Source organism: Desulfoprunum sp. (genome assembly GCF_053613775.1).
In genome coordinates, this window is the sequence record NZ_JBSHXH010000001.1 from 187874 (window position 1) to 213856 (window position 25983).

A 25983-nucleotide genomic window follows, 5' to 3' on the forward strand; every position below is an offset into this window, starting at 1 on the left:
TAGTTGCAGGAAAAAGCTGGCTTCACGGATTGCGACTGATCCGTTTGTTATCCGATTTACTGGAGAAATGGTTTTCGATTGGTATTTTTTTGAAACCGGTTTCTCTCGTGCAACACATCTTCCGTCAGTAAAGGTTGAAGAACGACCGGTAAAAGCATGCGCTTGACCTGATGGAGCAGTATTATTGCCCTTTGGTTGATAAATAATCTGTGATAACAGATTGATACAATATAAACGCGTTGTTTCTGGCTGAGATGGGAAGCAAGGGTGCCACATGGAATACTTAAAAAAGGAGGTGGATTAATAAAAAACCGCAGGACCTGAAGCTTTATTTGCTCTCTTAAACTTAACTTTTCGATAAAGGAGTGGGAAATGGGGCAGACGATGCAAAAAGAACCAACGCAAGCGTGGGTGACAGTTCTTGCCGGAACGGCAATTAATCTCTGTCTGGGCATCCTCTACGCCTGGAGCATGTGGGGGACTGCCCTGACCGATGTGGAAAAAGCCGGTCAGCCGATGACCGGCCTCAATGAAGGTTGGATTTATCTGACCAATGCGCAGGCTTCAACACCGTATTCTCTCTGTGTCATCATCTTTGCTTTGCTGATGATCCCCGGCGGTAAAATTCAGGATAAGATCAGCCCGAAGTTCGGCGCCACCCTGGGCGGTCTTCTTCTCGCGGCAGGTTGTATCATTGCCGGAATGATGAAAAGTTATACCGGCCTGATCATCGGCTTCGGAATCTTCGGCGGTATCGGTATGGGCATCGGTTATGCCGCTCCCACCCCGGCAGCATTGAAATGGTTCGGACCACACCGACGGGGCCTGATCGCCGGTATCGTGGTCGGCGGCTATGGCGGCGCCGCCCTGTATGTCGGCCCGCTCGCCAATTATCTGATCAAGAACTTCGGCCTTACAGGAAGTTTCGTGACCCTGGGAGTCCTCTTCGCCGTGGTATGTATCGTCGCCGGGCAGTTGCTGAAGACTCCTCCGGCCGGCTATGTTCCGCCGACCCTGGCCGGAGCAGGTATTGCGACCAAGGGTTCGACCATTACCAACTGGGAACCGGGCGAGATCGTCAAGACCTGGCAGTTCTATGCCCTGGTCGTCATGTTCATCCTGACCACCCAGTCCGGCCTTTTGATCATCGCCTTTGCCAGCAAGATCCTCAAGGAGGCGGCCAAGGATTCGCCATTCCTTATCGCCAACAGCTGGATTCTCGTGTCCTTCGGCGGGCTCATCAATGCCAGCGGCCGCGTCGGCACCGGTTTCTACTCGGACAAGATAGGCCGGCTCAACGCCTACTGCCTCAACTGCGGAGTATCGGCTATCTGTCTGTTCTCGCTGCCATATATCATGACTTCCGGGAGCATCCCGCTGTTGTTCCTGGCCGTTGGTATCGCCTACTGGCAGTACGGCGGCGGACTGTCGCTGATGCCGTCCTTTGCCGCTGACTTCTATGGTCCGAAGAATCTCGGTGTGAACTACGGGTTGATCTTCCTCGGCTGGGGGCTCGGTTTCTTCATGGCCCGTCTCGGCGGCACCATCAAGGATCTGACCGGAAGCCTGGATATGGCCTTTTATATCTCCGGCGCGTTGCTGGTCTCGGCTGTCGTACTCGCTAAGTTGACCAGAAGACCGATGTACCACGGTGAGACTGTCGTGGCGTGAGTGATAACGGGCAGGGTGGTCAAGTTGGCCCATTCTTGCCCACAGGGTTCATCCATTACGTAATGAGGAGTACGTATATGTCTGAAAAAACGAAAGATGTAGTCGAAACATCAGAAGCTGAAATCGCCGTCCATTGGCAGGAAGAAGCATATTATCATGCATCGCCGGGGTTTATCGGTCAGGCCAACCTGACGGATGAATCGATCTTCGAGCGGTTTGCCCTGAAGAATTTTCCCGATTACTATACTGAATTCGCGGAGATGCTCACCTGGTACAAGTACTGGGACGAGGTCCTCGACACCAGCGATGCCCCCTGTTTCAAATGGTTCAGGGGCGGCCAGATCAATGCCAGCTACAACTGCATCGACCGTCATCTCAAGGCCAACAAGAACAAGACCGCGATCCATTTTGTCTCCGAGTTGGAGGAAGAGGCGATTCAGCACATCACCTATCAGGAACTGTATGTCCGGGTCAACGAGTTTGCCGCCCTGCTGCGCGACACCGCGAAGCTCAAACGCGGCGACCGGGTGACGATCCACATGCCGATGTCGGCCGAGCTGCCGATTACCATGCTGGCCTGCTCGCGTCTCGGCGTCATCCATTCGGTGGTCTTCGGCGGATTCTCGGCCAGCGCCTGCGCCGACCGGATCGTCGACTCCCAGAGCCGGGTCCTGATCACGATGGACGCCTATTACCGCGGCGGCAAGCTGCTCAATCACAAGGCCGTCGATGAAGAAGCCTGCCAGATAGCCGCCGAAGGCGGCCAGAAGGTCGATACCCTTCTGGTCTGGCAGCGTTATCCCGGCAAGAACTCATCGGATACCCCAGCCGTTGAGGGCCGCGACATTATCGTCAATGATGAATTGAAGAAGTATTACGGGGTCAGGGTCGAGCCGGAGAGGATGCTGTCGGAAGATCCGCTGTTCCTGATGTATACCAGCGGTACGACCGGCAAGCCCAAGGGCTGCCAGCACGGCACCGGCGGTTACCTGGCCTATGTCACGGCGATGTCGAAATATATCCAGGACATCCATCCCGAGGATGTCTACTGGTGCATGGCCGATATCGGCTGGATCACCGGCCACAGCTTTATCGTCTACGGCCCGCTGGCCCTGTGCGCTTCGACGGTCATCTACGAGGGCGTGCCGACCTATCCCGATGCCGGCCGCTGCTGGCGTATCGCCCAGGCCCTCGATGTCAATATCTTCCACACCGCGCCGACGGCTATCCGCGCCCTGCGGAAGGTCGGACCGGACGAGCCGGCCAAGTACACCTACAACTTCAAGCACATGACCACGGTCGGCGAGCCCATCGAGCCCGAGGTCTGGAAGTGGTACCAGAAAGAGGTCGGCAAGGAGAAGGCGGTCATCGTCGACACTTGGTGGCAGACCGAGACCGGCGGTTTCCTCTGTTCGACCGTACCCGGTCTTCAGCCGATGAAACCGGGCAGCGCCGGCCCAGGCGTACCGGGTATCCACCCGGTCATCTTTGATGAGGACGGTAACGAACTGCCTGCAGGCTCCGGCAAGGCCGGTAACATCTGCATCCAGAACCCGTGGCCGGGCATGTTCCAGACCATCTGGGGCGATCGGCCCCGATTCGTCAAGAACTACTTCGAGCGCTACTGCAAGAACCCCGACAGCAAAGACTGGCGCGACTGGCCGTACCTGACCGGTGACGCCGCAGTCCAGGCACCGGACGGCTATTTCCGTATCCTCGGCCGGATCGATGACGTCATCAACGTCTCCGGGCATCGTCTCGGTACCAAGGAGATCGAGTCGGCGGCCCTGACCGTGAACGAGGTCGCCGAGGCTGCGGTTGTGCCGGTCGCCCATGAAGTCAAGGGCAAGGAACCGGATCTGTACGTCGCCCTGAAACCTGGTTTCAAGGCCTCGGATGAGATCGTCAAGAAGATCGATGACGCCATCACCTACCAGATCGGCAAGATCGCCAAATGCCGCAGGATCTGGATTGTGCCGGATATGCCCAAGACCCGCTCCGGCAAGATCATGCGGCGTGTTCTCGGTGCCATCTCCAACCACGGTGATGTCGGCAACGTCATGACCCTGGCCAATCCAGAGGTTGTCGAGGAGATCAAGAAGATGGTAGGATAACGGGCATATTCGGTTGAATATCTGCCTGTTGGGAGGGCGGAGGTCAGTCCTGCGGCCTTCGCCCTCCCGTTTTTTGTCGAAACATAAAGAGAGAACGATGCCTGCACCGCTTGCCGTACCCGTGCCTTTCCTGCTGCACCTTCCCGGATCGACGGTGGAGGATGTCGCCATCTTCTGCGTCGCTGTCCTCGTCGCCGTCACTGTCAGCGCCGAAAGCCAGGGTCTGGCCGCCACCCTCCTTGGCGACCGGCAGCCCGGCGGGGGAACGCGATTCCAATTCAATGCCTTTCTCCATCTCGATCCCATAGGCACCCTCTGTTTTTTCGTCGCCGGTTTCGGCTGGGCGAAAGAGGTTAAGATCAATGTGGCCAATTTCAGGCATCCCCGTGTCTATCTGATGTTGAGCCGGCTCGCCGGTCCTCTGGGCAATTTCATGATGGCCAGCATTGCCGCCAGCATCTATGCGTTGCTCACGAATTTCGGGTTCGAGGACAAGGCCTTCTCGTCCGTCGTTGTCGTCAACCTGATGATGGCGGTCTACGGTTGCATATGCATATATCCGCTGCCGGGGTCATCAATCGTGGGCGCCATCTTCCACGGCGGCGAGGGTTTTGCTAAGATGGTGCGCTATTTCTGTCTGGTCAGCCCGTTCCTGCTGCTTGCCTGGTTCATCGTGGCCAGACTGCTCGATCGGGATGTGATCGGAGCAGTCCTCCATCCAATCGTTCGATCGATCGCCCATTTTCTGGCGACCGGGATGTAAATCCACGAGCGAAAAAGATCCGGACTTCGCCCGCCTGTTCCAATTCCCGGTCGAATGCAACGGAATTATTCGCGATAGGAATGGTCAATCCGATCGTTGGGTCCGGAGTGGCTCCTCACTGCAGCCGATCCCGGTATCAACTGAAGAGGAACTACAGATAAGATCGGCTGGGTTCTTTCCGGGCTGCAGACAGGGCCGTGGGGATGAAACGGGGCAGCTCTTCGGGCAGGTAGTCGAGGAATTCGAAGAGGTGGCGTTCGAGTTCCTGGCAGCGCCTGAAGTTGGTGACGATCATCCTCTCCCTGAGGGGATCGTTGTCCCCGTACCGCTCCAGGATGTATGCCAGGCGGCTTTCCAGCGGCACCACGACATCGTGCCGCACCCGTTTGTCGGCGTAGTAGACCAATTCGCCGGCGGTGAAGATGCCCCGGCGATAACGTTCGATGGAAAAATCGGAGAGGACCACGTGCTCGCCGACGATCTCGCCGATCTCGGGGTAGCCGAGATCCCGGCAGATCTCCTGGCCGACCTCGGCATGACGGCAGTTTTCCTTGAGACACAGGGTCTTGGCGATGTCATGGAGCAGGGCCCCGGCGATCACCAGGTCATCCGGCGGCAGGGGGCAATCGACCCTGTCCGCCCGCTTCAATCCCTCCAGCAGGGCCGCGGCCGCCTTCGCCACCATGAAGGAGTGGTCGCGGATGTTGGCATACATCGCGAAATCGTCCATGTAGGCGACACACTGGGCGATGGTCGGGACATTCATCTGCAGCTGCCGGTCGTGGTTCATCGTCTGCGGCTCAGTTCGTGCACCGCATCGACGGCGATTCTGGCCTGCTGCGGCGGGGTAAACTGGTGGATGCCGTGGCCGAGGTTGAAGATATGGCCGAAGGCCTCCTTCGCCCCGTCGAGGATGCCCTGGATCCGTTGGCGCAGTTCGTCCTTCGGCAGCAGCAGGGCGAAGGGGTCGAGATTGCCCTGCACCGCCTTGCGGCCAACCCGCCGCACCGCCTCGCCGATGTTGATCCGCCAGTCGAGGCCGATGACGTCGGCTCCGGAAGAGACCGAGAGGTCGAGCAATGTCGCGCCGTTGTTGGCAAAATAGATGATCGGCAGCCCGGTCTGCCGCAGCCCGATGATGATCTCCCGGACATAGGGGAGGGCAAATCGTTCGAAATCGCAGGGGGCGAGGATGCCGGCCCAGGTGTCGAACAGCTGCAGGGCCTGGGCTCCGGCTTTGGCCTGGGCCTCGAGGTAGAGGAGGATGGTGCGGGTGATTTTGTCCATCAGGTGGTGAAAGACCTCGGGCTGGGTGTACATCAGCTTCTTCGTTTCCCAGAAGGTCTTCGACGAGCCGCCCTCGATGATGTACGTGGCGCAGGTGAAGGGGGCGCCGGCAAAACCGATCAGCGGTACCTTGAGTTCCCGGCGCAGCTGGCGGATGGTCTCCATGACGAACGGCATCGTCGCGTCGGGATCGGGGACGATCAGCCGATCGATCGCCGCATCGGTCTTGATCTTGTCCGGCAGGAGCGGTCCCTGTCCTTCGTGGAACTCCAGCCTGGCTCCCATGGCCTCGATCGGGATGAGGATATCGGAGAAGAGGATGGCCGCATCCATGTCGAGGAGATCCACCGGTTGCAGGGTCACCTCGACGCACAGTTCCGGTGTCTTGCACAGCTCGAGGAAGGAGACGTTGCCCCGCACCTTCTGGTATTCCGGGAGATAGCGGCCGGCCTGGCGCATCATCCAGATCGGGGTGTAATCGGTCTTCTCGCCGCGGCAGGCCTTGAGAAAGGTATCGTTCATGGTGATCACCGGTGTGGGGTTCATGGCCGTTCCGCCACCGGCAGTTTGCCAGTGCCGGGAGTGGTGGCCGTCTTGTCGTGTTCCCGCCGCAGTTTGAGCGGGATATAGCTGCAGAAAGGCTCCTGGGCGAGATAGTCGCCGGTCATGGCGTAGGCCCTGGCCCGGCAACCGCCGCAGACCCCGACGTATTCGCAGCTGCCGCAGTTGTTCTTGTAACTCTTGAAGTCGCGGAGCTGCAGGAAAAGCTCGGATTTCTCCCAGATCTCCCGGAACGGGGTCCGAAAAACATTGCCCGCCGATTTGGGGAAGTAGCTGCAGGGCAGGACCTCGCCGTCGACGTCGATCAGGCAGATCAGCTGGCCGGCCAGGCAGCCCTTGGAGCCGCCGGTCGAGAATTGCAGGTTCCGACGCTTGAAGGAGGAGCCCTCCTCCTTCGCCTTCTGGCGAACGATGCGGTAGTAATGCGGGGCGCAGGTCGGCCGCATCAGCAACTCGTCTTCTTCCTTCTCCACCCGGTAATGCCAATCGAGGATCTCGTCGTAGATGTTCTCCGGGATCAGCTCGTCCATGATGTCCTCGCCGCGGCCGGTCGGCACGATCATGAACATGTACCAGGCCTTGGCGCCGAGTTGTTTGACCAAGCGGTAGATGTCCGGGATCTCCTCCCGGTTGCGGACGGTGAAGGAGGAATTGACCAGGAAGGGGATGCCGCGCTCGTTGAACAGGCGGATGGCGTTCATGGTGCCGGCGAAGGCCCCGGCCTGGTTGCGGAAATTATCGTGGGTCTCGGCCCTGGCGCCATCGAGACTGAGGGAGACCATCTTGATGCCGCTGTCCTTGATCCCGTCGCAGACCGCCTCGGTCACCAGGGTGCCGTTGGTCGCCATGCACATCCGCAGCCCGAGGGCGGTTCCATGCCTGGCGATATCGAAGACGTCCGGGCGCAGCAGCGGCTCGCCGCCGGACAGGACCACGACCGGGCTGGCATAGGAGGCGATGTCGTCAAGGACCAGTCGGGCCTGGTGAAGGGAAAAATCGGGATGATTCCCGGCCTCGAGCAGGGAGGAGGAGCGGCAATGGACGCATCTGAGGTTGCAGCGGCGGGTAATTTCCCAGGCGACCCATTTCGGTTCGAAATCCATGATTGCTCCGCAGAAAGAATATCAGGAAGGAATGCAGCGGCAATCTCCGCCTGGTCGGCGGGGAGCCGGATCATCCTCCAAGTAATTCAGTATATTGTCTTTTCTCAGGATAAAAAAGACAAAATGGCCATCAATCGAAAAACAGTAAACATTTCCACCGGTGAAATAAAGGTCCGGCATGCCGGGTTGGATCCGGCAACCTTGTGCGACGGGGACAATCCATGCGCACCGAGGATTTCTGTTTCCACTTGCCTTGAAGTTGAATATACTTTCCCTTCGTGCCGTCACTGCCGCGAACCTGGAATCGTCAGCCGGTTGCGACCTGCCGTCATGGAGAACTTCGCCGCTGTCGTCATAATCGCCAAAACCAACGGGCCTCGGGCCTGATTCAGAGAGAAACGGAAACACTATGCCAATCGTGCCAGTAACCACAGCCAGCCCGGCGGGCCGGGAACGGATCACCAGCCTGCTTAACCGGTTCCAGGCCGCCGATTCCTCCTGTCGCACCGCCGTGGCCGAGATCCTGCAGCGGGTACGGACCGAAGGGGACGCGGCGGTACTCGACTACTGCCGGCGGTTCGACGCCCCGGCGATGACCGGCGCCGGTCTGCGGGTGACGGAGACGGAGATGCGGGCCGCCTACGACAAGGTCGACCAGGAATTTCTTGCCACGCTGAAGGTGGCGATCGACCGGATCCGCGTCTTCCATGAGCGGGAGATGGAGGACAGCTGGCTGCAGACCCGCAATGACGGGGCCATCGTCGGTCGGCTGGTCCGCCCCGTCGATTCGGCCGGCCTCTACGTCCCCGGCGGGCGGGGCGGCTCAACGCCGCTGGTGTCGTCGGTGCTGATGAACGGCATTCCGGCGGGGATCGCCGGGGTTGGCCGCCGGGTGATGGTGACCCCGCCGGACGACAAGGGCGGGGTCAGCCCCCACCTGCTGGTGGCGGCGCAGGAGATCGGCATCGCCGAGGTCTACAAGGTCGGGTCGGCCTGGGCCATCGCCGCCCTGGCCTTCGGCACCGAGACCATCCCGCGGGTCGATGTCATCGTCGGACCGGGCAACCAGTATGTCGCCGAGGCCAAGAGCCAGGTGTCGGGGATGGTGCGGATCGACATGATCGCCGGGCCGTCCGAGGTCCTCATCGTCGCCGACGGCGGCGCCAATGCCGCTGCGGTCGCCGCCGACATGCTGGCCCAGGCCGAACACGATCCCCAGGCCCTGTCGGTGCTGGTGACGACCGACGCCGATCTGGCCGGCCGGGTCCCGGCCGAACTCGAGCGCCAGCTCGCCGCCCTGTCGCGGCAGGAGATAGCCCGTCAATCCCTGGCCGACCGCGGGGTCATCCTGGTGGCGGCCGACCTTCCCGAGGCCATCGCCCTGGCCAATGCCGTCGCCATCGAGCATCTCGAACTGATGATCGCCGATCCCTGGTCCCAGATCCCCCATATCCGCCACGCCGGGGCCATCTTCCTCGGCCATCATACCCCGGAGGCGGCCGGCGACTACCTCGCCGGCCCCAACCACGTCCTGCCGACCATGGGAACGGCCCGCTATGCCTCGGCCCTCGGGGTCGACACCTTCCTCAAGAAGAGCTCGATCATCTCCTATTCCCGGACGGCGCTGGTTCAGGACGCCGACCATATCCGCCGCCTGGCCGGTCTTGAAGGATTGACCGCCCATGCCGCCTCGGTGACGGTCCGGCTCGGGGATGGGGAGTAGGCCGGAGACGGGGCGGCGGGAGGCATTCCAGGACCTCCTGCTGCGCGGAGCGGCGGCGCTGGGGCTGGAACTCGATCGGGAGGCGGTTGCCGCCCTGGCCCTTTACCATCGTGAGCTGCAGCGGTGGAGCGGCAAGGTCAACCTGATCGCCAGGAATACCCCGGAGGCGCAGGTCGTCGAAAGTCATTTTCTCGATTCGCTGACCCTGCTGCCGCTGCTGCCGCCCGCTGCCCGTTTGCTCGATATCGGCACCGGCGCCGGTTTCCCGGGGCTGGCGTGCAAGGCGGTGCGGCCGGATCTGCTCCTGACCCTGGTCGAACCGCGGCTCAAGCGGGTCTCATTCCTCCGTCATATCGTCCGGACCCTGGGGATGAACGAGGTGACGATCGTTGCCGACCGCATCGAAGATGAACGGCAGCTGCCCGCGACGACGCCCTTCACCAATGTCACCAGCCGGGCCGTTGCCGATATCGCCGGTTTTTTGACGATGGCCGGACGGTTTTCGCAGCCGGGACTGAAGCTGGTCTGCATGAAGGGGCCGAAATGGCGGGAAGAACTCGCCGCCGCCGGTCCCGTCATCGCCACCCTGGCGTTCGCGCTCGAAGAGGTGATCGAGACAACCCTGCCGTTTTCCGGCGCCATGCGGGCGCTGCTGGTCTTTGCCGCCACCGGTGACGCGATACTGGCCAAACCGGCCGCATTCTGTTAAAGAAGAGCACGCAGCGTACCAGTTTGTCATACCCAGAGGTTCCGAAAGGAAGAAATCGATATATATTATTCAGGTGATACCAATGAAGAAGATAGCGGTGCTGGCCGGCGACGGGATCGGCCCGGAGGTGATGGCCGAGGCCGTCAAGGTTCTCGAGGCGGTGCAGAAAAAATTTTCCGTCGAATTGTCCTTTACCGCCGCCGATGTCGGCGGCTGCGCCATCGATCGGCATGGCGAGGCCCTGCCGGCGGCTACCCTGGCCCTCTGCGAAGGAAGCGATGCCATTCTCTTCGGCTCGGTCGGCGGGCCGAAGTGGGAGAACCTGCCGCCGGCGCAGCAGCCGGAACGGGCGGCCCTGCTGCCGTTGCGCAAGCATTTCGACCTGTTCTGCAATTTCCGTCCGGCCAGGGTGTTCAAGTCCCTGACCGCCGCCTGCCCGCTCCGCCCCGATATCGTCGGTGACGGGTTCGATATCCTCTGCGTCCGCGAACTGACCTCGGACATCTACTTCGGCCAGCCGAAGGGACGGGAGGGCGAGGGACCGGAAGAGCAGGCCTTCGACACGATGCGCTACAGCCGCTTCGAGATCCAGCGGATCGCCCGGATGGCCTTCGAGGCGGCCCGCCTCAGGCGCAAAATCGTCACCTCGGTCGACAAGGCCAACGTCCTGACGACGATGGTCCTGTGGCGCGAGGTCGTGATCGAGGTGGCACAGGAATACCCGGACGTGCAGCTCAACCATATCTATGTCGACAATGCGACGATGCAGCTGGTCCGCGACCCGCATCAGTTCGACGTCCTGCTGTGCGGCAACATGTTCGGCGACATCATCTCCGACGAGGCGGCGATGCTGACCGGATCGATGGGTCTGCTCGCCTCGGCCTCGATCAACAAGGACCGCTTCGGTCTCTATGAGCCGGCCGGCGGTTCGGCCCCGGACATCGCCGGCCGTGGCATCGCCAACCCGATCGCCCAGATCCTGTCGGCGGCGATGATGCTGCGCTACGGTTTCGGCTGGGACGAGGCCGCCGCCGCCATCGATCGGGCGGTCGAGACGACCTTGGAGCAGGGCATCTGCACCGCCGACATCGCCGTCGATCGCAGCCGGGCGGTGGGCACGGCGGCGATGGGCGATGCCATTGTCGCGGCGCTGTAATACCAGGGGGAGGAGGAGATGTCGCTGAAGGAAGATATCATCCTGGTGGCCAACGAGGCCTCGACCGATCTGGCCTGCAAGGTGGCGGCCCGGCTGGACGTCCCCTTCTCCGAGATGCTGCGCCGGCGGTTCGCCGACGGCGAGACCTATCACGCCTTTCCCCGTTCGATCTCCGGCAGGAACCTGATCATCATCGGCGCCACCCATACCGAATACTCGTACCAGGAACTGCTCGACCTGATCCAGGGCGGGCGGTACTGCAACGCCGCCTCGATCAACGTGGTCATCCCCTATCTCGGCTATTCGACGATGGAGCGGGCCAAGCCCGATTCGCACGAGATCCCGAAGGGGATCACCCGCACCCGCCAGATCTTCAAGTCCAGGCCCGATTTCGTCGCCTTCGTCGACCTCCACTCCGAGGCGGTGCTGCACGCCCATGGCGGCGAGATCAGCACCAAGCATGTCTGGACCGACAGCCTGGCGGTGGAGAAGATCCAGTCGATGGGGCTGGAGGATTTCGTCCTCGTCTCGCCCGACTACGGCTTTTCGAAGCGGGTCGCCCGGCTGGCGAGCATGCTCGACTGTCCGCATACCGCTGCCGATAAGGACCGCTTCGACACCGACAAGACCATCGTCGGCCAGATCTCCAGCGTCGTCCATGGCCGGACCGCAGTGGTCTGCGACGACATGATCCGCACCGGCGGCTCGATCATCCAGACCGCCCAGCGCTGTCTCGATGCCGGGGCCGCCGATGTGGTCGTCATGGCCACTCATCTGGTGATGGCGGGGGATTCGCGCGAAAAATTCAAGAAGAGCCCGATCAGCAGGATCATCGGCTCCGATACCTACCCCGGCTGTGTCTCCGACGACCTTCTCGATGTCTATTCGGTGGCCCCGCTGCTGGCGGAAATCCTCGAGAAACATCTCCAGCTCTGAGTCCGGCGGAGGGGAGGACCGGTCGGGCAGGACGCCGGAGGGTGGGATCACGGCCGTCGGTGACCCGAGCGGTTGGCCCGTATCAATGCGGCGAAGTACGGCATGAACAAGGGACACATCCAACAGAGCCTGCAGCGGTCGATTCTTTTTCGCGACGTCGATGCCTCCGACCTCGCCGCCTTCAGCGAGGTCTGCCGCGTCCAGACGGTCCCGGCGGGGAGGTACGTCTACCGGCAGGGCGAGGCCAGCGAGGTGTTCTATATCATCGCCTGCGGCGAGGCCGAGATGATCCTCGAGCGGGGCGAGAAGGGGACCTGCATCGTCGGCCGGATCGGCCCCGGCGGTCATTTCGGCGAGACCGGCCTGCTTGCCGGCAAGCCCCATTCCCTCAGCCTTCGCGCGCTCTCCGATCTGACCCTGATCTGTTTTGACCGGCGGACCTTCCGCAACGTGCTGCTGGCAAACAGCCGCATCCACCGGCAGCTCGATGCGATCCTGGCGGAGCGGCTGCGCGTCGCCTTTCTCGACCAGGCCGATACGCTCTCCAGTCTGCGGCCGGCCACCGAGCCGACGAGCGGGTTCGACGAGGTCATCCTGATGAAGGAGAAGGTCCCGAATCTGATCCGCGCCAAGGGGCAGGCCGCCGAATGGCAGAAGGCGATCTGCGAGTCGCCGACGGCCCGCCGGACCCATATCATCATCAATCGGTTCGCCGCCAACAGTGAGCCGTTCATGGTGACCGGGGAGGCCGGGACCGGCAAGGCCATCATTGCCCGCCAGGTTCACAACCAGAGCGGCAGGAGGGATGGTCCGTACATGGAGATCGATGTGCGGCAGCATGACCCGATCGATCTCTACAAGGACCTGTTCGGCAACGAGCAGACCCCCTTCCCCTTCGTTCAATCGCGCCAGGCCGGCTATCTGGAACAGACCTGCGGCGGTACCCTGGTTTTCTCCCATGCCGAACGGCTTGCCGCCAACCTGCAGCACAGGATTCTCCAGGCTATCGACAGCGGCTCGTTTACCCATACCGATAGCGACCGGCCGATCGTCCTGCAGTCTCGGATCGTTTTCGTCTGCAACCAGGATCTCGATCATCTGAAAGAAAACGGCAAGCTGCTCCCGGGCCTGCTCGCTCTGTTCGCCAGGCAGCACTTCTGGGTGCCGCCCCTGCGCGAGCACAAGCGCGACCTGCCGCGCCTGATCGAACATTATCTCGAGCGGTTCGGCAAGGAGTTCGGCAAGAAGATCAAAAAGCTGTCGCCGGAGACACTGGGCCTCCTGATGAACTACGACTGGCCGGGCAACCTCACCGAGCTCTCGAGCGTGATCCGGCGGGCGGTAATGCTGGCGAAAACGGACGAGATCATCGCCAACCAGATCCTTCTTGGCCTGCCGAAGACCGAAGGCAAATGGGAGTTCAACATCCTGCGGATCGGCTGGATCAGCAGGATTCTCAGGAGTCCGTTTTTTCCCAGGGTCCCCCGGATGATTGTCGGCGCGATACTGCTGCTGGCGGTGGTCACCCTGTTCTTCGGGCCGCAGGAGGCGGAGCGCAACCTCGGCATCACCCTGAGCTGGTCGATCGGCTGGCCCCTGCTGTTCTTCTCCTTCTTCTTTCTGGCAAGGACCTGGTGCAACGTCTGCACCCTGGCCATGCCGGGCCTGCTGGCGCAGCACCTGCTCAAGCCCCAGCGCAAGTTGCCGGAGATCATCAAACGGTTCTCCGGCTGGATCATGGCCGTCTTCTGCATCCTCGTTCTGTGGGTCGAGGTCGTCTGGAACTCCTATCAGAATCCGGTGCTGACCGGCTGGATCATCCTCGTCATCACCCTCGGTTCGCTGCTGACAAGCATCATTTACTCCCGGCGGGCCTGGTGCCGCTATCTCTGTCCGCTGGGGGCGATCAACGCCATCTTCGCGATGCCCTCGATCATCGAGCTGCGTTCCAATCGCCACGTCTGCCTCAACCGCTGCGAGACCCACACCTGTTTTGCCGGCGGCGAAGAAAACACCGGCTGCCCGATGTTCCGCCATCCGTACCTGGTCGACAACAACCGGGACTGCATTTTCTGCGCCGCCTGCATCAAGAGCTGCACCCACCGGGCGGTCCATCTCAACCTGCGTCTGGCCCCGCAGGAACTGTGGACCCTGCAGACCCCGCGGTGGGAGGACAGTTTCCTCATCGTTTCCCTCGGGGCGATCTTCTTCCCCTTCGCCCTGCACCAGAGCTATACCGAGCTTATAACGGCCATCCAGGAGCTGAGCGGACGATACGGTCTCCACCTGCCCGGCCCGGTCGTCGGCAGCCTGATCTTCTTCTCGATGATCCTGATCTTTCAGGTGGTCTACCATCTGATGGTCACCGTCGAGGCGCGCACGTTGAAGGTCAACAAGAAGCTGCTGCTGCCGCTGCTTGGTTACGGCTTCATCCCGCTCATTCTCGGCGGCTATCTGGCGGCCCATCTCGAGTTCTTCGTCAGGGATTCCTGGAATCTGGTCCTGATTGTCCAGGAGGCATTGAAACTGCCGGTTTCCACCGGCGACACCCGTCTGATCAGCCGTGATTCGACCGCCGTTCTCCAGACACTGACGGTGATCGGCGGTCTGCTCGCCTCGATGTACGCCACCTACCGGATTGTCAATCGGGTGCTGGAGGGTGACAATCTGGAGTCGAGGATGGTCGTACTGCCCTTCGGTTTCCTGATCACCATGGCCGCGCTCTTCATCGTCATGCTCTGATTCCGCTCCAGCCGCATACCTGACGGAGCAAGGATATCCAGCGATGCCCCGCCATCATCGGGGGACGGCGGCGATCCCTGCTGTTCCACCTTCCCTCCCACGATTCCACAGGCGAACGTGGCGCAGCAGCCCGATGTCCCGCAAATTCATCCTTGACGCCGTGACCGACAGGCCATATGACCACAGGAAGAGCAACCCGCAACGGAGGGACGATTTCATGGCCGGCGATGATCTGTACCAAGTGGTGGTCAATTCCGTTTCGGCGAATATCGCCATCCTTGATGAACGTGGCGTTATTATCGAAACCAACGATGCCTGGCGGGAGTATGGCCGCAGCAACGGCATGCCGGATTCCTACGACAGCGTCGGGATCAACTATCTCTCCGTCTGCCAGGTCGCGAGCGCAGAGGAGGATATCGATGCGGGACGGGTGGCCGAAGGGATCCGGCGGGTGATGCAGGGAGAGATCGAGGAGTTCTTCATGCAGTACCCCTGTCACTCGCCGGAGGAAAAACGCTGGTATGCTCTCCGGGTTGTGCCCTACCGCGATGCCCGGGTCCACCGGGTGATCGTCACCCATGACAACATCACCCCGATCATGGCCGCACAGGAGGAACTGGAGCGAAAGGAAGCCGAACTGCGGCGGCAGGCCGAGCGCCTCGAAGAGACCAATATCGCCCTCAAGGTGGTGCTGCGCCAGCGGGAGGAGGATCGCCGCCATATCGAGGCGACCGTCCTCGCCAATGTCGAGCGGCCTGGTCCTTCCCTACGTGGAACGCCTGCTGCAGGTCAATCTCCCGGAAAAGCAGCGGACCCTGGCGGAGATCATCGACACCACTATCAGGGAGATTACCGCCCCGTTCCTGCGATCGCTGTCCAGTCTGGCGCTCAAGCTGACCCCGCAGGAGATCGAGGTGGCCGGCATGGTGCGCAACGGCCGGTCCAGCAAGGAGATCGCCGACATGCTCAACCTCTCGGTCGCCGGAGTCGATTTTTATCGCAAGAGCCTGCGCCGGAAACTGGGGTTGACCCACTCGGCGCAGAACCTGCGCTCGTATCTGCTCTCCCTCGAATGACGGAAGGTGTGCGGGAATCGTATCGCCTGCCATCAACCGTGTGGCCAAGGAGGAACGCAAGTGACCGATCCAACCCCAAAAACCGTGCTGATCACCGGCGCGACCGGCTATATCGGCCGCCGCCTGACCCATCGGCTGCTTGATGCCGGCGATTGCCGGGTGCGTCTGCTGGTCCGCAACCGCAACAAGGTCCAGGTGGCGATCGCCGGGCGGGTCGACGTCCGCGAGGGATCGACGTTCGACGCCGCATCGCTTGCGGCCGCGCTGGACGGGGTCGATTGCGCCTTCTACCTGATCCATTCGATGGGGGAGGGCGAGGATTACCGCCGCCTCGACCGGGAGAGCGCCGAGAACTTCCGCCGCGCCTGCATCGCCGCCGGGGTGCGCCGCATCGTCTACCTGGGCGGTCTCGGCCGAAAAGAGAGCGCCAGCACCCATCTGCTGAGCCGGATCGAAACCGGGGAAGTGCTGTCGGCCGAGCCGGACAAGATCCAGACCATCTGGCTGCGGGCCGGGGTGATCATCGGTTTCGGCAGCGCCAGTTTCGAGATCATCCGCAACCTGGCCCAGAAACTGCCGCTGCTGATTCCCCCCGGTGGGTCCGCACCAGAACGCAGCCGATCGCGATCGCCGACGTGTTGTCCTACCTCCAGCATTCCGCCGACCTGGAGGTTGCCGGCAATCTGGTGGTCGACATCGGCGGGGAGGCCCTCCGCTTCCAGGACATGATCGGCCAGGCCGGTGCGGCGATGGGGCTGAAGCGCGTCATCCTCCCCGTTCCGGTCCTTTCGCCCCGGCTGTCATCCTACTGGCTGATCCTCTTCACCCCGGTTCCCTACAAGATCGCCTCGGCCCTGGTGGAGGGGCTGAAAAGCGAAACCATCCTCCAGAACGACCACGCCGCACGCTACTATCCGCAGGTCCGGCCCCGGAACTTCAGGGAGGCGGTGGCCGCCGCCGAGCTCGACCTGGCCCACAACCAGGTCGTCAGCCGCTGGTGCGACAGCTGCGCCCTCCGGGCCTGCGATATCCGCGATTACGATGATCCGGCCGGGGCGGTCCTGCGCGATGTCCGGGTTGTGCCGTTCGCCCGGGGCGAGAGGCAGCAGGATGTCTTTCGCTCTGCCTGCCGGCGCGGCGGCAAATTCGGCTGGTCCAGGTATACCTTCCTCTGGCGTCTGCGCGGCCTGATGGACAAAATGGCCGGCGGCTACGGTCTCAACCGCGGCAGACGGGCACCTGACAGTCTGCGGGTCGGCGACGCCATCGATTTCTGGAAAGTCGTCGATATCCGCGAAGACAAACTTTTTATGTCGTTACCAGCGGTCGGTGCCGATGAAGTCGTTGGTGTTGATGCAGTCGGCCCGCTCGCTGTCCGACAGGGCTTCGAGTTCTTTCCTGTTGACCGCCTTGTCACTGGCGATACAGACGTATTCGTGTCCTTGCCTGTCATTGACCCATACCAGGGATCCGAAATCAGCGTTCATGATACACCTCTCGTGTAATTGTTGTCGTTGTCAGGGAATCCTTGCCTGTTGTCTTCCCTTGCCTCTACTATAGGTCTGGCAGCTATGTATACAATGGGAGTTTTATAATAAGAAAATGATAGTGATAGCTATCATTGAAAAACCTGTCATTCATGGGCTTGTACGAGGTATAAAGAACGAGAGAGAACAATTTGCAGCAGGTTGCCGTACTGGAGCGGCGATGTCAGGATGGATGAGGAGCTGGTGAGGTGATGTGTGCGACTGGGCTTGTGCTGCCTTTTCAAAACAGAAGCGATCTCCTTCAAGACCATTACGGCCAGGACGTTGCTGAACGTGGCTGTCGAGGACCGGCCGCACCGGCTATCCGCGGTCTGCGTCGCCAACGCCGACAGTCTGCTGCGGGCGGTCAAGGCCGTGCAGCGGCTCGGCATCGGCGCCTTCCGCATATACCGTGCGGGATCTGCTGCCGCTGGCCGAATGCCTGCGGATTCCCCTGGTCTATGATGTCCACCACCACCGCTGCCTGCCGGACGGGTTGTCGGTCGAGGAGGCGACGAGGCTGGCGGGGGCGACCTGGCAGGCGACCGGCGGTGAACAGTACTGCCATATCTCATCGCCGCGTCTGGGCTGGCAGGGCGGCAACCCGAAACCGCATGCCGATTATATCGATCCGGATGATGTGCCGGTCTGCTGGCGGGGACGGTCGATGACGGTAGACGTCGAGGCCAAGGCCAAGGAACTGGCGGTGCTCCGCCTGATGCGGGATCTGGCGGAGGCGGCGGGGCCGGCGGCTGCAGCCCGTGAGCCGGAATGGGCCGGGGTGGCTGGGCCGGTAGAGGGTGACAACTGAAAGGGGAGGAAAGCGCATGGAACTCGGCATCATCGGCATGGGAAAAATGGGTCTGCCGCTCGCTTTGAACGGGCGGGACAAGGGGCTCGCTATCGTCGTCCACACGGAAAAGAGCGAGAAGCTGGCGCTGCTGGAACGAGAGGGGGTGCGGGGATTCGCCCGGCTGGAGGAATTCGTCGCCGCCTTGCACCGCCCGCGCGCCGTCTGGCTGATGGTGCCGGCCGGCCAGGCGGTGGATGACACCATCGCCAGACTGCTGCCCCTGCTCGAGGGCGGCGACTGCATCATCGACGGCGGCAACTCCCACTACCGTGACAGCCGGCGGCGGCATCGGGAACTGCGCGACCGGGACATCCGCTTCCTCGATGTCGGCACCAGCGGCGGCACCGGCGGGGCCAGGCACGGCGCCTGCCTGATGATCGGCGGCGATGCCGAGGTCTATGCCGGGCTGGAACCGGTGTTCAACGCCCTGAGCGGGGGCATGGGCTGCGCCCTGCTCGGACCGGCGGGGTCCGGCCACTACGTCAAGATGATCCATAACGGCATCGAATACGGGATGATGCAGGCGATCGGCGAGGGGCTGGATATCCTCCGCCACAGTCCCCTGCCCCTGGAACCGGACCGGGTCACCGCGGTGTGGCGGCGGGGCTCGATCGTCTCCGGCCTGCTGATGGATATGACCGCGGCGGCGCTGGCCCGGGAGCCGGGGCTGGAATCGATCCAGGGCGTCGTCGCGGTCTCGGGCGAGGCCAACTGGACCGTCGAGGAGGCGGTGCGTATCGGCGTCTCGGCACCGGTGATCGCCACTGCCCTGTTCTCCCGCTTCAAATCCCAGGACCGGGAGAGATATGCGGAGAAGACCGTGGCGGCGATGCGCCGCGAATTCGGCGGCCACAGCGTCGTGGCCGACGCAGGGGAGTGAGCCATGGAAAAGAAGGGAGCGCTGCTGTTTATCTTTGGCGCCACCGGCGATCTGGCCACCAGGAAGATCCTGCCGGCCTTGCAGCAATGGGATGGCGAGGATTTGCCCTTTGCCCGGATCTGGTGCATCGGACGACGGTCCCTGGACACGCGGGGCTATTGCCGTCTGGTGGAGAAAAAAGGCGGTTATCACCTGTCCGAGCCCCTGCGGACGCGGATCGGCTACCACCGTCTGGAGTTCGATGACCCCTGGGCCTATGCCGACCTGCGCGACCGGTGCGATACGGAACCTGCCGTCGATGGACGGAGGCTGTTCTTCCTCGCGGTCAAGCCCGAGGCCTTCGTCACCATCGCCACCCGCCTCCACCAGGCAGGCCTCTTTGTCAGTGGCGATTCCAACCATCGGTTGCTGTTTGAAAAGCCTTTCGGCGAGAGCCGGACCTCGGCCGAGGAGATCCAGGCCAGACTGATGACCCTGGCCGACGAGGAGCAGGTGTACCGGATCGATCATTATCTCGGCAAGGAGATGATCCGCAATGTCCTCGCCATCCGCTTCGCCAACCGGATCTTTTCCGAGAGCTGGAACGGACGGGCCATCGAAACGGTCGAAATTTCCAGCATTGAGACCGCCGGGGCCGAGGAGCGGTTCGAGTATTACGACCGGGCCGGCGCCATCAACGACATGGTCCAGAGTCATCTCCTGCAGATGCTGGCGTTGGTGGCGATGGCGGCGCCGGACAACTTCGAGGCGGAGCCGGTCCGCCGGCGCAAGATCGACATTCTCCATCATGTCGGCCTCGCCCCCGATCGCCCACCCGTTCTCGGCCAGTACCGGGGCTATGGACCCGAGGGGTTCGCGTCGACGACGGAGACCTATGTCGAGGCTGCCTTGCGGGTCGATACCGGGCAGTGGCCCGACACCGTCTTTGTCCTCCGGACCGGCAAGAAAATGGGGGAAAAACGCACCGAAATCCGCCTCCGCTACCGGCCGAATTCGATGTGCCTGAACTGCAGCGAAGTGGTGACGGCGGAGGCCAACGAACTGGTGATCGAGGTCTATCCCCGGGAAGGAGTCCTCTTCCGTTTCAATTCCAAGGTCCCAGGCTACGGTTACGCGCTGGAACCGGTGCTGGCCCGCTACTGCCACAGCTGCAGGGTCGAGGGTGACATGCCGGAGGCCTATGTCAAGCTGTTGAAGGACGCCCTGGCCGGCGACAAGACCCTGTTCGCCGGTTTTGCCGAACTGCTGGTGCAATGGCGGATTGCCGACCGGATCCGCGGTGCCGCCCGGATCCGCGGTGCCGCCCGCGGCCAAAGCCCGGTGATCTATGAACCCGGGGCGATGACGGTCAGCGGCGAAGGAGGGGCGGGGTGATGAACTGGATAGCGGTGTCGCAGCCGATCCACGAGGACATGGCGGTGTACAGGAATGATCCGCAAAAGCGGCCGGTCATCGAGACCAGCCGGGAACTTGCTGTGCACGGGATGCATGAGAGCATCCTCCACCTGCCGCTGCACACCGGCACCCATATCGATTATCCCCTGCATGCGCTTCCGGGAGGTAAAAGTTCGAGCGATTACCGGATGTTCCCGGCCGAATTCGACGCCCTGGTGGTCGATGTGACGAGGGCTCCGGTCTGCATCGGCCTGGACGAGGTGCGCGACCTGCCGCTGCCGGGGGTGGAGGCGGTGTTCATCAAGACTCGGCGGACCCTGCTGCGGCGATTTGATCCCGACTTTCCCTGGCTGACCGGCGAGGGTGCCGCCTGGCTGGCGCAATTTCCCCTGCGTTTCGTCGGCATCGACCAACTCGGGATCGAACGCAACCAGCCGGATCATCCCACCCATCGTCACCTCCTGGGGCGGGATATCCTCATCATCGAAGGTCTGGACTTATCATCGATCGATGCCGGCCGGCGCCGTTTCCGGGCCTTCTCCCTCGGCCTCAGGGGGGTGGAGGCGGAGCCGCTGCTGGTCTTTGCCGCCCCGGTGCAGGGCCGGGCACAACCTTCTCTCACCTTCTGGTGATCCCCGCGTCTTCTCAATATCCCTCAGGTGGTCGATCTTCTTCTCCATGCCTGTCAAATTCATTCTGCAAAAAGCCGTGGACGGGAACGGGACAGCGAAAGCTTCAGGGGCAGTTACGAGATAACCATGACATATTCATCCATTTGGTTACGGCCTCTGATGCCGGTAACGACGCTCCACTGCGGCGGTCATGTTTATACAACGGCTTGCCGGAGTGCGCCGTGCAGGGCAGCCGATCAGGGGTCCGGACCGGGTCCGGGGCCGGCCGGAGAATCCGTCATTTCCTTGAATTCAAATTGAGTTTGCATATACACTGGACCTAGCCGATGATGGTTGCTGTTGTGCGGCCGATCGGCCGTACCGTCTGGCCGACTGGATATCACCGGGACTGCAATTGCATGCTCATGAACACGCGCGTCCGAGGCCTGTTTTTTACCGGTTTGGATAGAAGAGGAACCCCATGTCTCAGGTTCACCGTAACTTCCTGGTTTCCGGCGCGCAGCGGCTCCCGCTCGCGCTGCTGGCCGCTTTGCTCCTTCTCGGCGGTTCCTCCGGCTGTTCGCCTCCGGATCCTGTGCGCATCGGCTATGTCGGTGGGATCTCGGGAAGGGTTGCCGATCTCGGGATCACCGGGCGGGATGGGGTGCAACTGGCGGTGGAACGGATAAACCAGGCGGGAGGTGTTTCCGGCCACCCCGTCGAAATCATCTCCAGAGATGATCACCAGGATCCGGCGGCAGCGCGCAGGGTCGTTGAAGAACTCATCGAACTTGGCGTTTCGGCTATCGTCGGGCCGATGACGAGCGCCATGGGGGTGGCGGTGGCACCGATCGTCAACGAGCACAAAGTCCTTATGGTCAGCCCGACCGTCACGACCGAGGAACTGTCCGGCCTCGACGATTATTTCTTCCGGGTTTCATCGACAACCGGATATTTCTCGACCAGAAATGCCAAGTACCAGTTGAGCCAGAAAAAGCTGAGGCGGATGGCGGCAATCTACGACCTGGGGAATCGGTCCTTCAGCGTCAACTGGCTGCAGAACTTCCGTCGGACCTTCGTCGCCGGAGGCGGCGAGATGGTCACCGAGGTAAGCTTCGTGTCGGGAGGCGATGAGAAGTACATCGAGCTGGCGAGAAGGGCGTTGACGAGTGGGCCGGACGGGGTCCTGATCATTGCCAACTCCGTTGATTCGGCGCTGCTCTGCCAACAGATCCGCAAACTCGACAGCATGGTTCCGATCACCCTGGCGGACTGGGGGGCAACCGAGAGGCTCCTGGAACTCGGCGGGCGCGCCGTCGAGGGGGTGACCGTCATCCAGACATTCGATCGCGCCAGCAACAATCCCCGCTACAAGGAATTCCGGCAGGCATATCTGCTGAGATTCAACCGTGAGCCCGGATTCGCCGGGGTCTATGCCTTCGAATCGATCAACGTCATTCTCAAGGCGCTGGAGAGGATGGAACAGGGAAAAGACCTGAAGCAGGTCCTGCTGGACATACCGGAATTCGAAGGCCTGCAGAGTTCGTTTCGTTTCGATCGGTTCGGTGATGTAACGCGACCTCATGCCTCGATCAGCATCGTTGAAAACGGACAATTTGTCGTCAAGGACTGAATCCATGGCATCGCAACGGCCGCTTGGACAATTGCTGGGGATACAGATGACGTTCATCGCCGTCATCCCCCTGCTGATGGTCGCGTTGCTGCTGTGGCAACTGGCCCTCCCGCGGATCCACGAAGGTATCTCGGTCCGGCATCAGGTACTTGCCGGCTCGATATCGGGGCGGATTACGACACTGCTGGCGGGGGCGGAACATGAACTGGAGTCCCTCGGCACCTATATCGAGACCCGGGGAGTCCAATCTCAGGAGTACTGGTGCAACCTTCTGGATTCCCATGTCGGCGAGGGAGAGATCTTCGAGGTCGTCTACCTCAGCGATGAAGGCGAACGGGTCGAGGCCGTCGGTCTGCCGGTCTCCCAGAACTACAAGAGGGAGGACATGCTGGGACTGGACCTGTCCCTCAGACCCTTCTTCCGCAGGGTGAAGACCGGATACGCCTCGACCTGGTCGGAAACCTTCCTCTCCACGATCAGCGGCAGACTGGCCATCGCCTTGCTGATCCCGGTTGAGGACAGGGTCCTGATCGGAGAGATCACCATCGAACACCTGTCGGAGTTCATCAGCTTCAAATTCGGCGGGTCGGCGCTGCTCATCATGATCGTCGACGGGGACGGCAGGGCCATCGCCGACTCGCAGAACGTCTACAGCTGCCAATCGCTCGATACCTCGTAGATCCCTGTCCTGCGGCAGCAGTCCCCGGGCGAGGCGGTGTCGGCAACGGCACAGGTTTTCTTTGCCGATCACGAGTATATCGGCACCGCGGTGACGGTGGGCAAACTGGGGTGGAGGGTTCTCGTCGCCCAACCTTCCAGGGAGGCATTCCAGGACCTGACCGAAACCTTCTGGTTCGTGGCCGCCGCAGTCGTGATCGCCCTGGTGTTGGCGGTGGTCGCGCTCGTTCAGGCGCTATATCACACAGGTGCAGGAGATAGCCGGCGGGAACTACGACCGGCCATGGCCAGGGTCGACCATAGCCGAATTTTCCGAACTGGAAGGCCATCTGCAGACCATGGCTGTGGCAATCCAGGCGCGGGAGAAGGCATTGTCGGCAAGCGAGGCGAAATACCGGCCGGTGGTCAGCAATGCCCCGGTCATCATCGTCCAGATCGACCCCGATGGAATGATCGGCCTCATCGAGGGGAAGGGGCTGGCGGCCATGGGCATGAAACCGGGGGAAGGCGAGGGAAAATCGTGGTTCGACCTGTTCCGGTATGACAACGACCTGTGCGACCGTGTCCGAAAGGCGATCGCCGGCAAGGAGCAGCAGTTCACCTCGGAGCACGAACGAGGGGTCTTTGACATCCACCTCGCACCGGTGCCCGATGGCGGCGACTCCTGTTCGGTTCTCTGCATCGCCGTAGACATCACCCGGAGGGTCATGGCGGAAAAGGCGCTCCAGGAATACGCCTGTCTGCTGGAAGAATCGCAGAAGGTGGCCCGGCTCGGATTCTATATCTTTCATCCTCCGGCAATGACCTGGCAGGCTTCCGAGGTGCTTGATGAGATCCTCGGCATCGACGATACCTATTCCCGGTCGCAGGAGGGTTTTCTCGACCTGGTGCATCCCGAGGACCGGCCGATGATATCCGCCTATCTCTTTAGGTCGATGCAGAAACTCCATGTTCCGTTTGATGAGGACTTCAGGATCGTCCGGGCCGACAACCGCAAGGAACGGTATATCGCCGGCAGCGGCGAAGATGGCCTGCGTTTTCTGCAGACGGCCGAGGTCGACCTGGTGATACTCGATATGCTGATGGGACCGGGAATGAACGGATACGAGACCTACTTGAAGATCCTGGAAATACACCCGGGACAGAAGGCGATCATCGCCAGCGGCTATTCGCAGAGCGCCGATGTGCGGGAGGCCATGGAGTCCGGGGTGAAGAAATTCGTCAGGAAACCCTACTCGATCCGCAAACTGGCCGTAGTTCTCCGGGAAACGCTGCGGCAGGAGTGATCCACGACGGAGGCTGTGCGGCGGGATTGAATAAAAAAACCGGGGAGAACCAGCAGACTGCACTGGCTCAACCCGGTTGGGGGGGCTTGGGAATCATCCTCGTGTGGATTGATAACAATTTTGCAATTCCCATGCCACTGACACGCAGCGGTTTCTTCGCGGTTTGAATTAAATGTTCTTATGCCATGTGCTGGAGTTTTGCTCTTCCCCCAACCGGTCATACCGGTTTCATAATCCTCCTCCAGATTACAAAACTGTCGGCGGGATAGGGTTCTTGTAATTCCTGCCGTCCATTCAATTGCCCGGCGGATGTCCGTGCCCTTCAGGGGATGCGGGACAGGCAGAGGCGGATCTGCGGCAGGGCAATCAGGTCCTCGATCCAGTCCGTGGGGATCGCCGACGGTCCGCCGGCCGCTCCGAGGATCATCCCGACCACCAGACCACGGGCCGCCGAATCGCCACCGGCCATGACGTTTTCGATCAGGGCCTCCCGCAGATTCGTCTCGTATCGAAGGATGAGATGGACGGCCGCCGGCAGGGCGGCATTGACGGCGCACATCTGACCGAATTCCTTGATCACCGTCAGGCTGTCGCGGCCGGCCGAATCGACCGCCGTGCGCAGCCGGAGATCGAGATCGATATCGCCGATACCATGCTCCAGCCCCTCGGTGATCGCCTCCTGCGCCGTCGCACCGTGGAGCACGGCAAAGGCGCACCGGGCGATGAAGGCGGTGCCGTCCTTGATCCCCGGACCGGCATGGGTCATTGCCGTCTGCTGCTGCGCCGCCTGCAGCAGGGTGTCGAGATCGTCACGGTATCGGTAGACCAGCGGGGCGATCCGCGCCGGCCCGCCGAGATCGGTCGATGGCGACCCGCTGTCGGCGGCGGTCAGGCCCTGGGCGAAGCGGGCCAGGGTGTCCTTGGTCGCCCGGTCGAGATAGCCGGTGGTCGTCGTGCCGAAACGCCGCCAGCGGTCGGCGAAATCGACCAGCGAAAAATCGCCGGTCTCGGCCAGCGACTCGAGCAGGAGCAGCGTCTGATCACCGTAATGGGTGAATTCGCCGCGGTTTTTGGTCGGGTGATAGGATCCATGGGGCGGCGCCAGCAGGCGGTCGACCCGTCCGATCTCCTGGGCGAGCTTGGTGGTATCGTAGATCCAGTGCGCGCCGAGGGCGAGTGAATCGGCTGCCAGCGAGGCGAGCACCATGGCCTGGGCCTTGTCGTTCATGGCATCTCCTTCAATGTTGAGGAACAGTGGTGGCGACCGGCAGTCGCCGTCT

Annotated in this window: 22 protein-coding genes and 1 pseudogene; 19 read left to right on the forward strand and 4 right to left on the reverse strand. The window is 61.8% G+C overall.

What is annotated here, in order from left to right:
• Positions 1–411: 411 nt before the first annotated feature.
• The 3 genes from ACWGKN_RS00895 (at position 412) to ACWGKN_RS00905 (ending at position 4548) form a co-directional block, all read left to right on the forward strand.
• The gene (locus ACWGKN_RS00895; RefSeq protein WP_452094502.1) at positions 412–1671 is read left to right on the forward strand and encodes an L-lactate MFS transporter; all 1260 of its coding nucleotides are present in this window, start codon (positions 412–414) and stop codon (positions 1669–1671) included.
• A gap of 77 nt (positions 1672–1748) precedes the next feature.
• Positions 1749–3785, forward strand: coding sequence for an acetate--CoA ligase (acs, locus tag ACWGKN_RS00900; protein WP_452094503.1), 2037 nt, complete (start codon positions 1749–1751; stop codon positions 3783–3785).
• Between the two features lie 97 nt (positions 3786–3882).
• Positions 3883–4548, forward strand: coding sequence for a site-2 protease family protein (locus tag ACWGKN_RS00905; protein WP_452094504.1), 666 nt, complete (start codon positions 3883–3885; stop codon positions 4546–4548).
• A 151-nt stretch (positions 4549–4699) separates the two neighbouring features.
• On the opposite strand, the gene ACWGKN_RS00910 is transcribed toward ACWGKN_RS00905, so the two are convergent.
• The 3 genes from ACWGKN_RS00910 to ACWGKN_RS00920 are packed head-to-tail and all read right to left on the reverse strand — an operon-like array spanning position 4700 to position 7499.
• The gene (locus ACWGKN_RS00910; RefSeq protein WP_052159869.1) at positions 4700–5338 is read right to left on the reverse strand and encodes an HDIG domain-containing metalloprotein; all 639 of its coding nucleotides are present in this window, start codon (positions 5336–5338) and stop codon (positions 4700–4702) included.
• A complete protein-coding gene (hemE, locus tag ACWGKN_RS00915; protein ID WP_035228822.1) occupies positions 5335–6357 on the reverse strand; it encodes a uroporphyrinogen decarboxylase in 1023 nt (340 codons plus the stop codon). The genes ACWGKN_RS00910 and hemE overlap by 4 nt, the downstream gene beginning before the upstream one ends.
• A gap of 20 nt (positions 6358–6377) precedes the next feature.
• Positions 6378–7499, reverse strand: a complete 1122-nt coding sequence (locus ACWGKN_RS00920) for a radical SAM protein (protein ID WP_424254145.1) — start codon at positions 7497–7499, stop codon at positions 6378–6380.
• Between the two features lie 409 nt (positions 7500–7908).
• On the opposite strand from ACWGKN_RS00920, the gene hisD reads away from it, so the two are divergent.
• The 16 genes and pseudogenes from hisD to ACWGKN_RS01000 all read left to right on the forward strand — a co-directional run bounded on the left by hisD (position 7909) and on the right by ACWGKN_RS01000 (position 24703).
• Positions 7909–9222, forward strand: coding sequence for a histidinol dehydrogenase (gene hisD / locus ACWGKN_RS00925; protein WP_452094505.1), 1314 nt, complete (start codon positions 7909–7911; stop codon positions 9220–9222).
• Positions 9212–9931, forward strand: a complete 720-nt coding sequence (gene rsmG / locus ACWGKN_RS00930; protein ID WP_452094506.1) for a 16S rRNA (guanine(527)-N(7))-methyltransferase RsmG — start codon at positions 9212–9214, stop codon at positions 9929–9931. Before hisD ends, rsmG begins: the two co-directional genes overlap by 11 nt.
• Positions 9932–10013: 82 nt before the next feature.
• Complete coding sequence (leuB, locus tag ACWGKN_RS00935; protein ID WP_035228818.1) at positions 10014–11087, forward strand: 3-isopropylmalate dehydrogenase; 1074 nt, start codon at positions 10014–10016, stop codon at positions 11085–11087.
• A gap of 18 nt (positions 11088–11105) precedes the next feature.
• Positions 11106–12023, forward strand: coding sequence for a ribose-phosphate diphosphokinase (gene prs / locus ACWGKN_RS00940; protein WP_035228785.1), 918 nt, complete (start codon positions 11106–11108; stop codon positions 12021–12023).
• Positions 12024–12095: 72 nt separating this feature from the next.
• Positions 12096–14765, forward strand: coding sequence for a sigma 54-interacting transcriptional regulator (locus ACWGKN_RS00945; RefSeq protein WP_035228784.1), 2670 nt, complete (start codon positions 12096–12098; stop codon positions 14763–14765).
• 217 nt (positions 14766–14982) lie between these two features.
• Positions 14983–15282: pseudogene (locus ACWGKN_RS00950) on the forward strand (helix-turn-helix transcriptional regulator); the annotation flags it as partial.
• A gap of 226 nt (positions 15283–15508) precedes the next feature.
• Complete coding sequence (locus ACWGKN_RS00955) at positions 15509–15841, forward strand: response regulator transcription factor (RefSeq protein ID WP_052159866.1); 333 nt, start codon at positions 15509–15511, stop codon at positions 15839–15841.
• 60 nt (positions 15842–15901) lie between these two features.
• The gene (locus ACWGKN_RS00960) at positions 15902–16570 is read left to right on the forward strand and encodes an NAD(P)H-binding protein (RefSeq protein WP_052159865.1); all 669 of its coding nucleotides are present in this window, start codon (positions 15902–15904) and stop codon (positions 16568–16570) included.
• Entirely contained in the window at positions 16480–17346 is an 867-nt protein-coding gene (locus ACWGKN_RS00965) for a DUF2867 domain-containing protein (RefSeq protein WP_424254135.1), read from the forward strand. Before ACWGKN_RS00960 ends, ACWGKN_RS00965 begins: the two co-directional genes overlap by 91 nt.
• A 433-nt stretch (positions 17347–17779) precedes the next feature.
• Positions 17780–18178, forward strand: a complete 399-nt coding sequence (locus ACWGKN_RS00970; RefSeq protein WP_052159863.1) for an apurinic/apyrimidinic endonuclease family protein — start codon at positions 17780–17782, stop codon at positions 18176–18178.
• A gap of 16 nt (positions 18179–18194) precedes the next feature.
• Positions 18195–19100, forward strand: coding sequence for a phosphogluconate dehydrogenase (NAD(+)-dependent, decarboxylating) (gnd, locus tag ACWGKN_RS00975; RefSeq protein ID WP_035228779.1), 906 nt, complete (start codon positions 18195–18197; stop codon positions 19098–19100).
• 3 nt (positions 19101–19103) lie between these two features.
• Positions 19104–20474 carry a glucose-6-phosphate dehydrogenase gene (locus ACWGKN_RS00980; protein ID WP_035228778.1) on the forward strand — a complete coding sequence of 457 codons (1371 nt, stop codon included), beginning with the start codon at positions 19104–19106 and terminating at the stop codon, positions 20472–20474.
• Entirely contained in the window at positions 20474–21127 is a 654-nt protein-coding gene (locus tag ACWGKN_RS00985) for a cyclase family protein (RefSeq protein WP_052159862.1), read from the forward strand. Before ACWGKN_RS00980 ends, ACWGKN_RS00985 begins: the two co-directional genes overlap by 1 nt.
• A gap of 460 nt (positions 21128–21587) precedes the next feature.
• A complete protein-coding gene (locus tag ACWGKN_RS00990; RefSeq protein WP_424254466.1) occupies positions 21588–22739 on the forward strand; it encodes an ABC transporter substrate-binding protein in 1152 nt (383 codons plus the stop codon).
• A 4-nt stretch (positions 22740–22743) separates the two neighbouring features.
• Positions 22744–23418, forward strand: coding sequence for a cache domain-containing protein (locus tag ACWGKN_RS00995; protein ID WP_424254468.1), 675 nt, complete (start codon positions 22744–22746; stop codon positions 23416–23418).
• Between the two features lie 247 nt (positions 23419–23665).
• Positions 23666–24703, forward strand: a complete 1038-nt coding sequence (locus ACWGKN_RS01000; RefSeq protein ID WP_424254470.1) for a response regulator — start codon at positions 23666–23668, stop codon at positions 24701–24703.
• A 322-nt stretch (positions 24704–25025) separates the two neighbouring features.
• On the opposite strand, the gene ACWGKN_RS01005 is transcribed toward ACWGKN_RS01000, so the two are convergent.
• Positions 25026–25931, reverse strand: a complete 906-nt coding sequence (locus ACWGKN_RS01005) for an ADP-ribosylglycohydrolase family protein (protein ID WP_035228772.1) — start codon at positions 25929–25931, stop codon at positions 25026–25028.
• Positions 25932–25983: the final 52 nt, after the last annotated feature.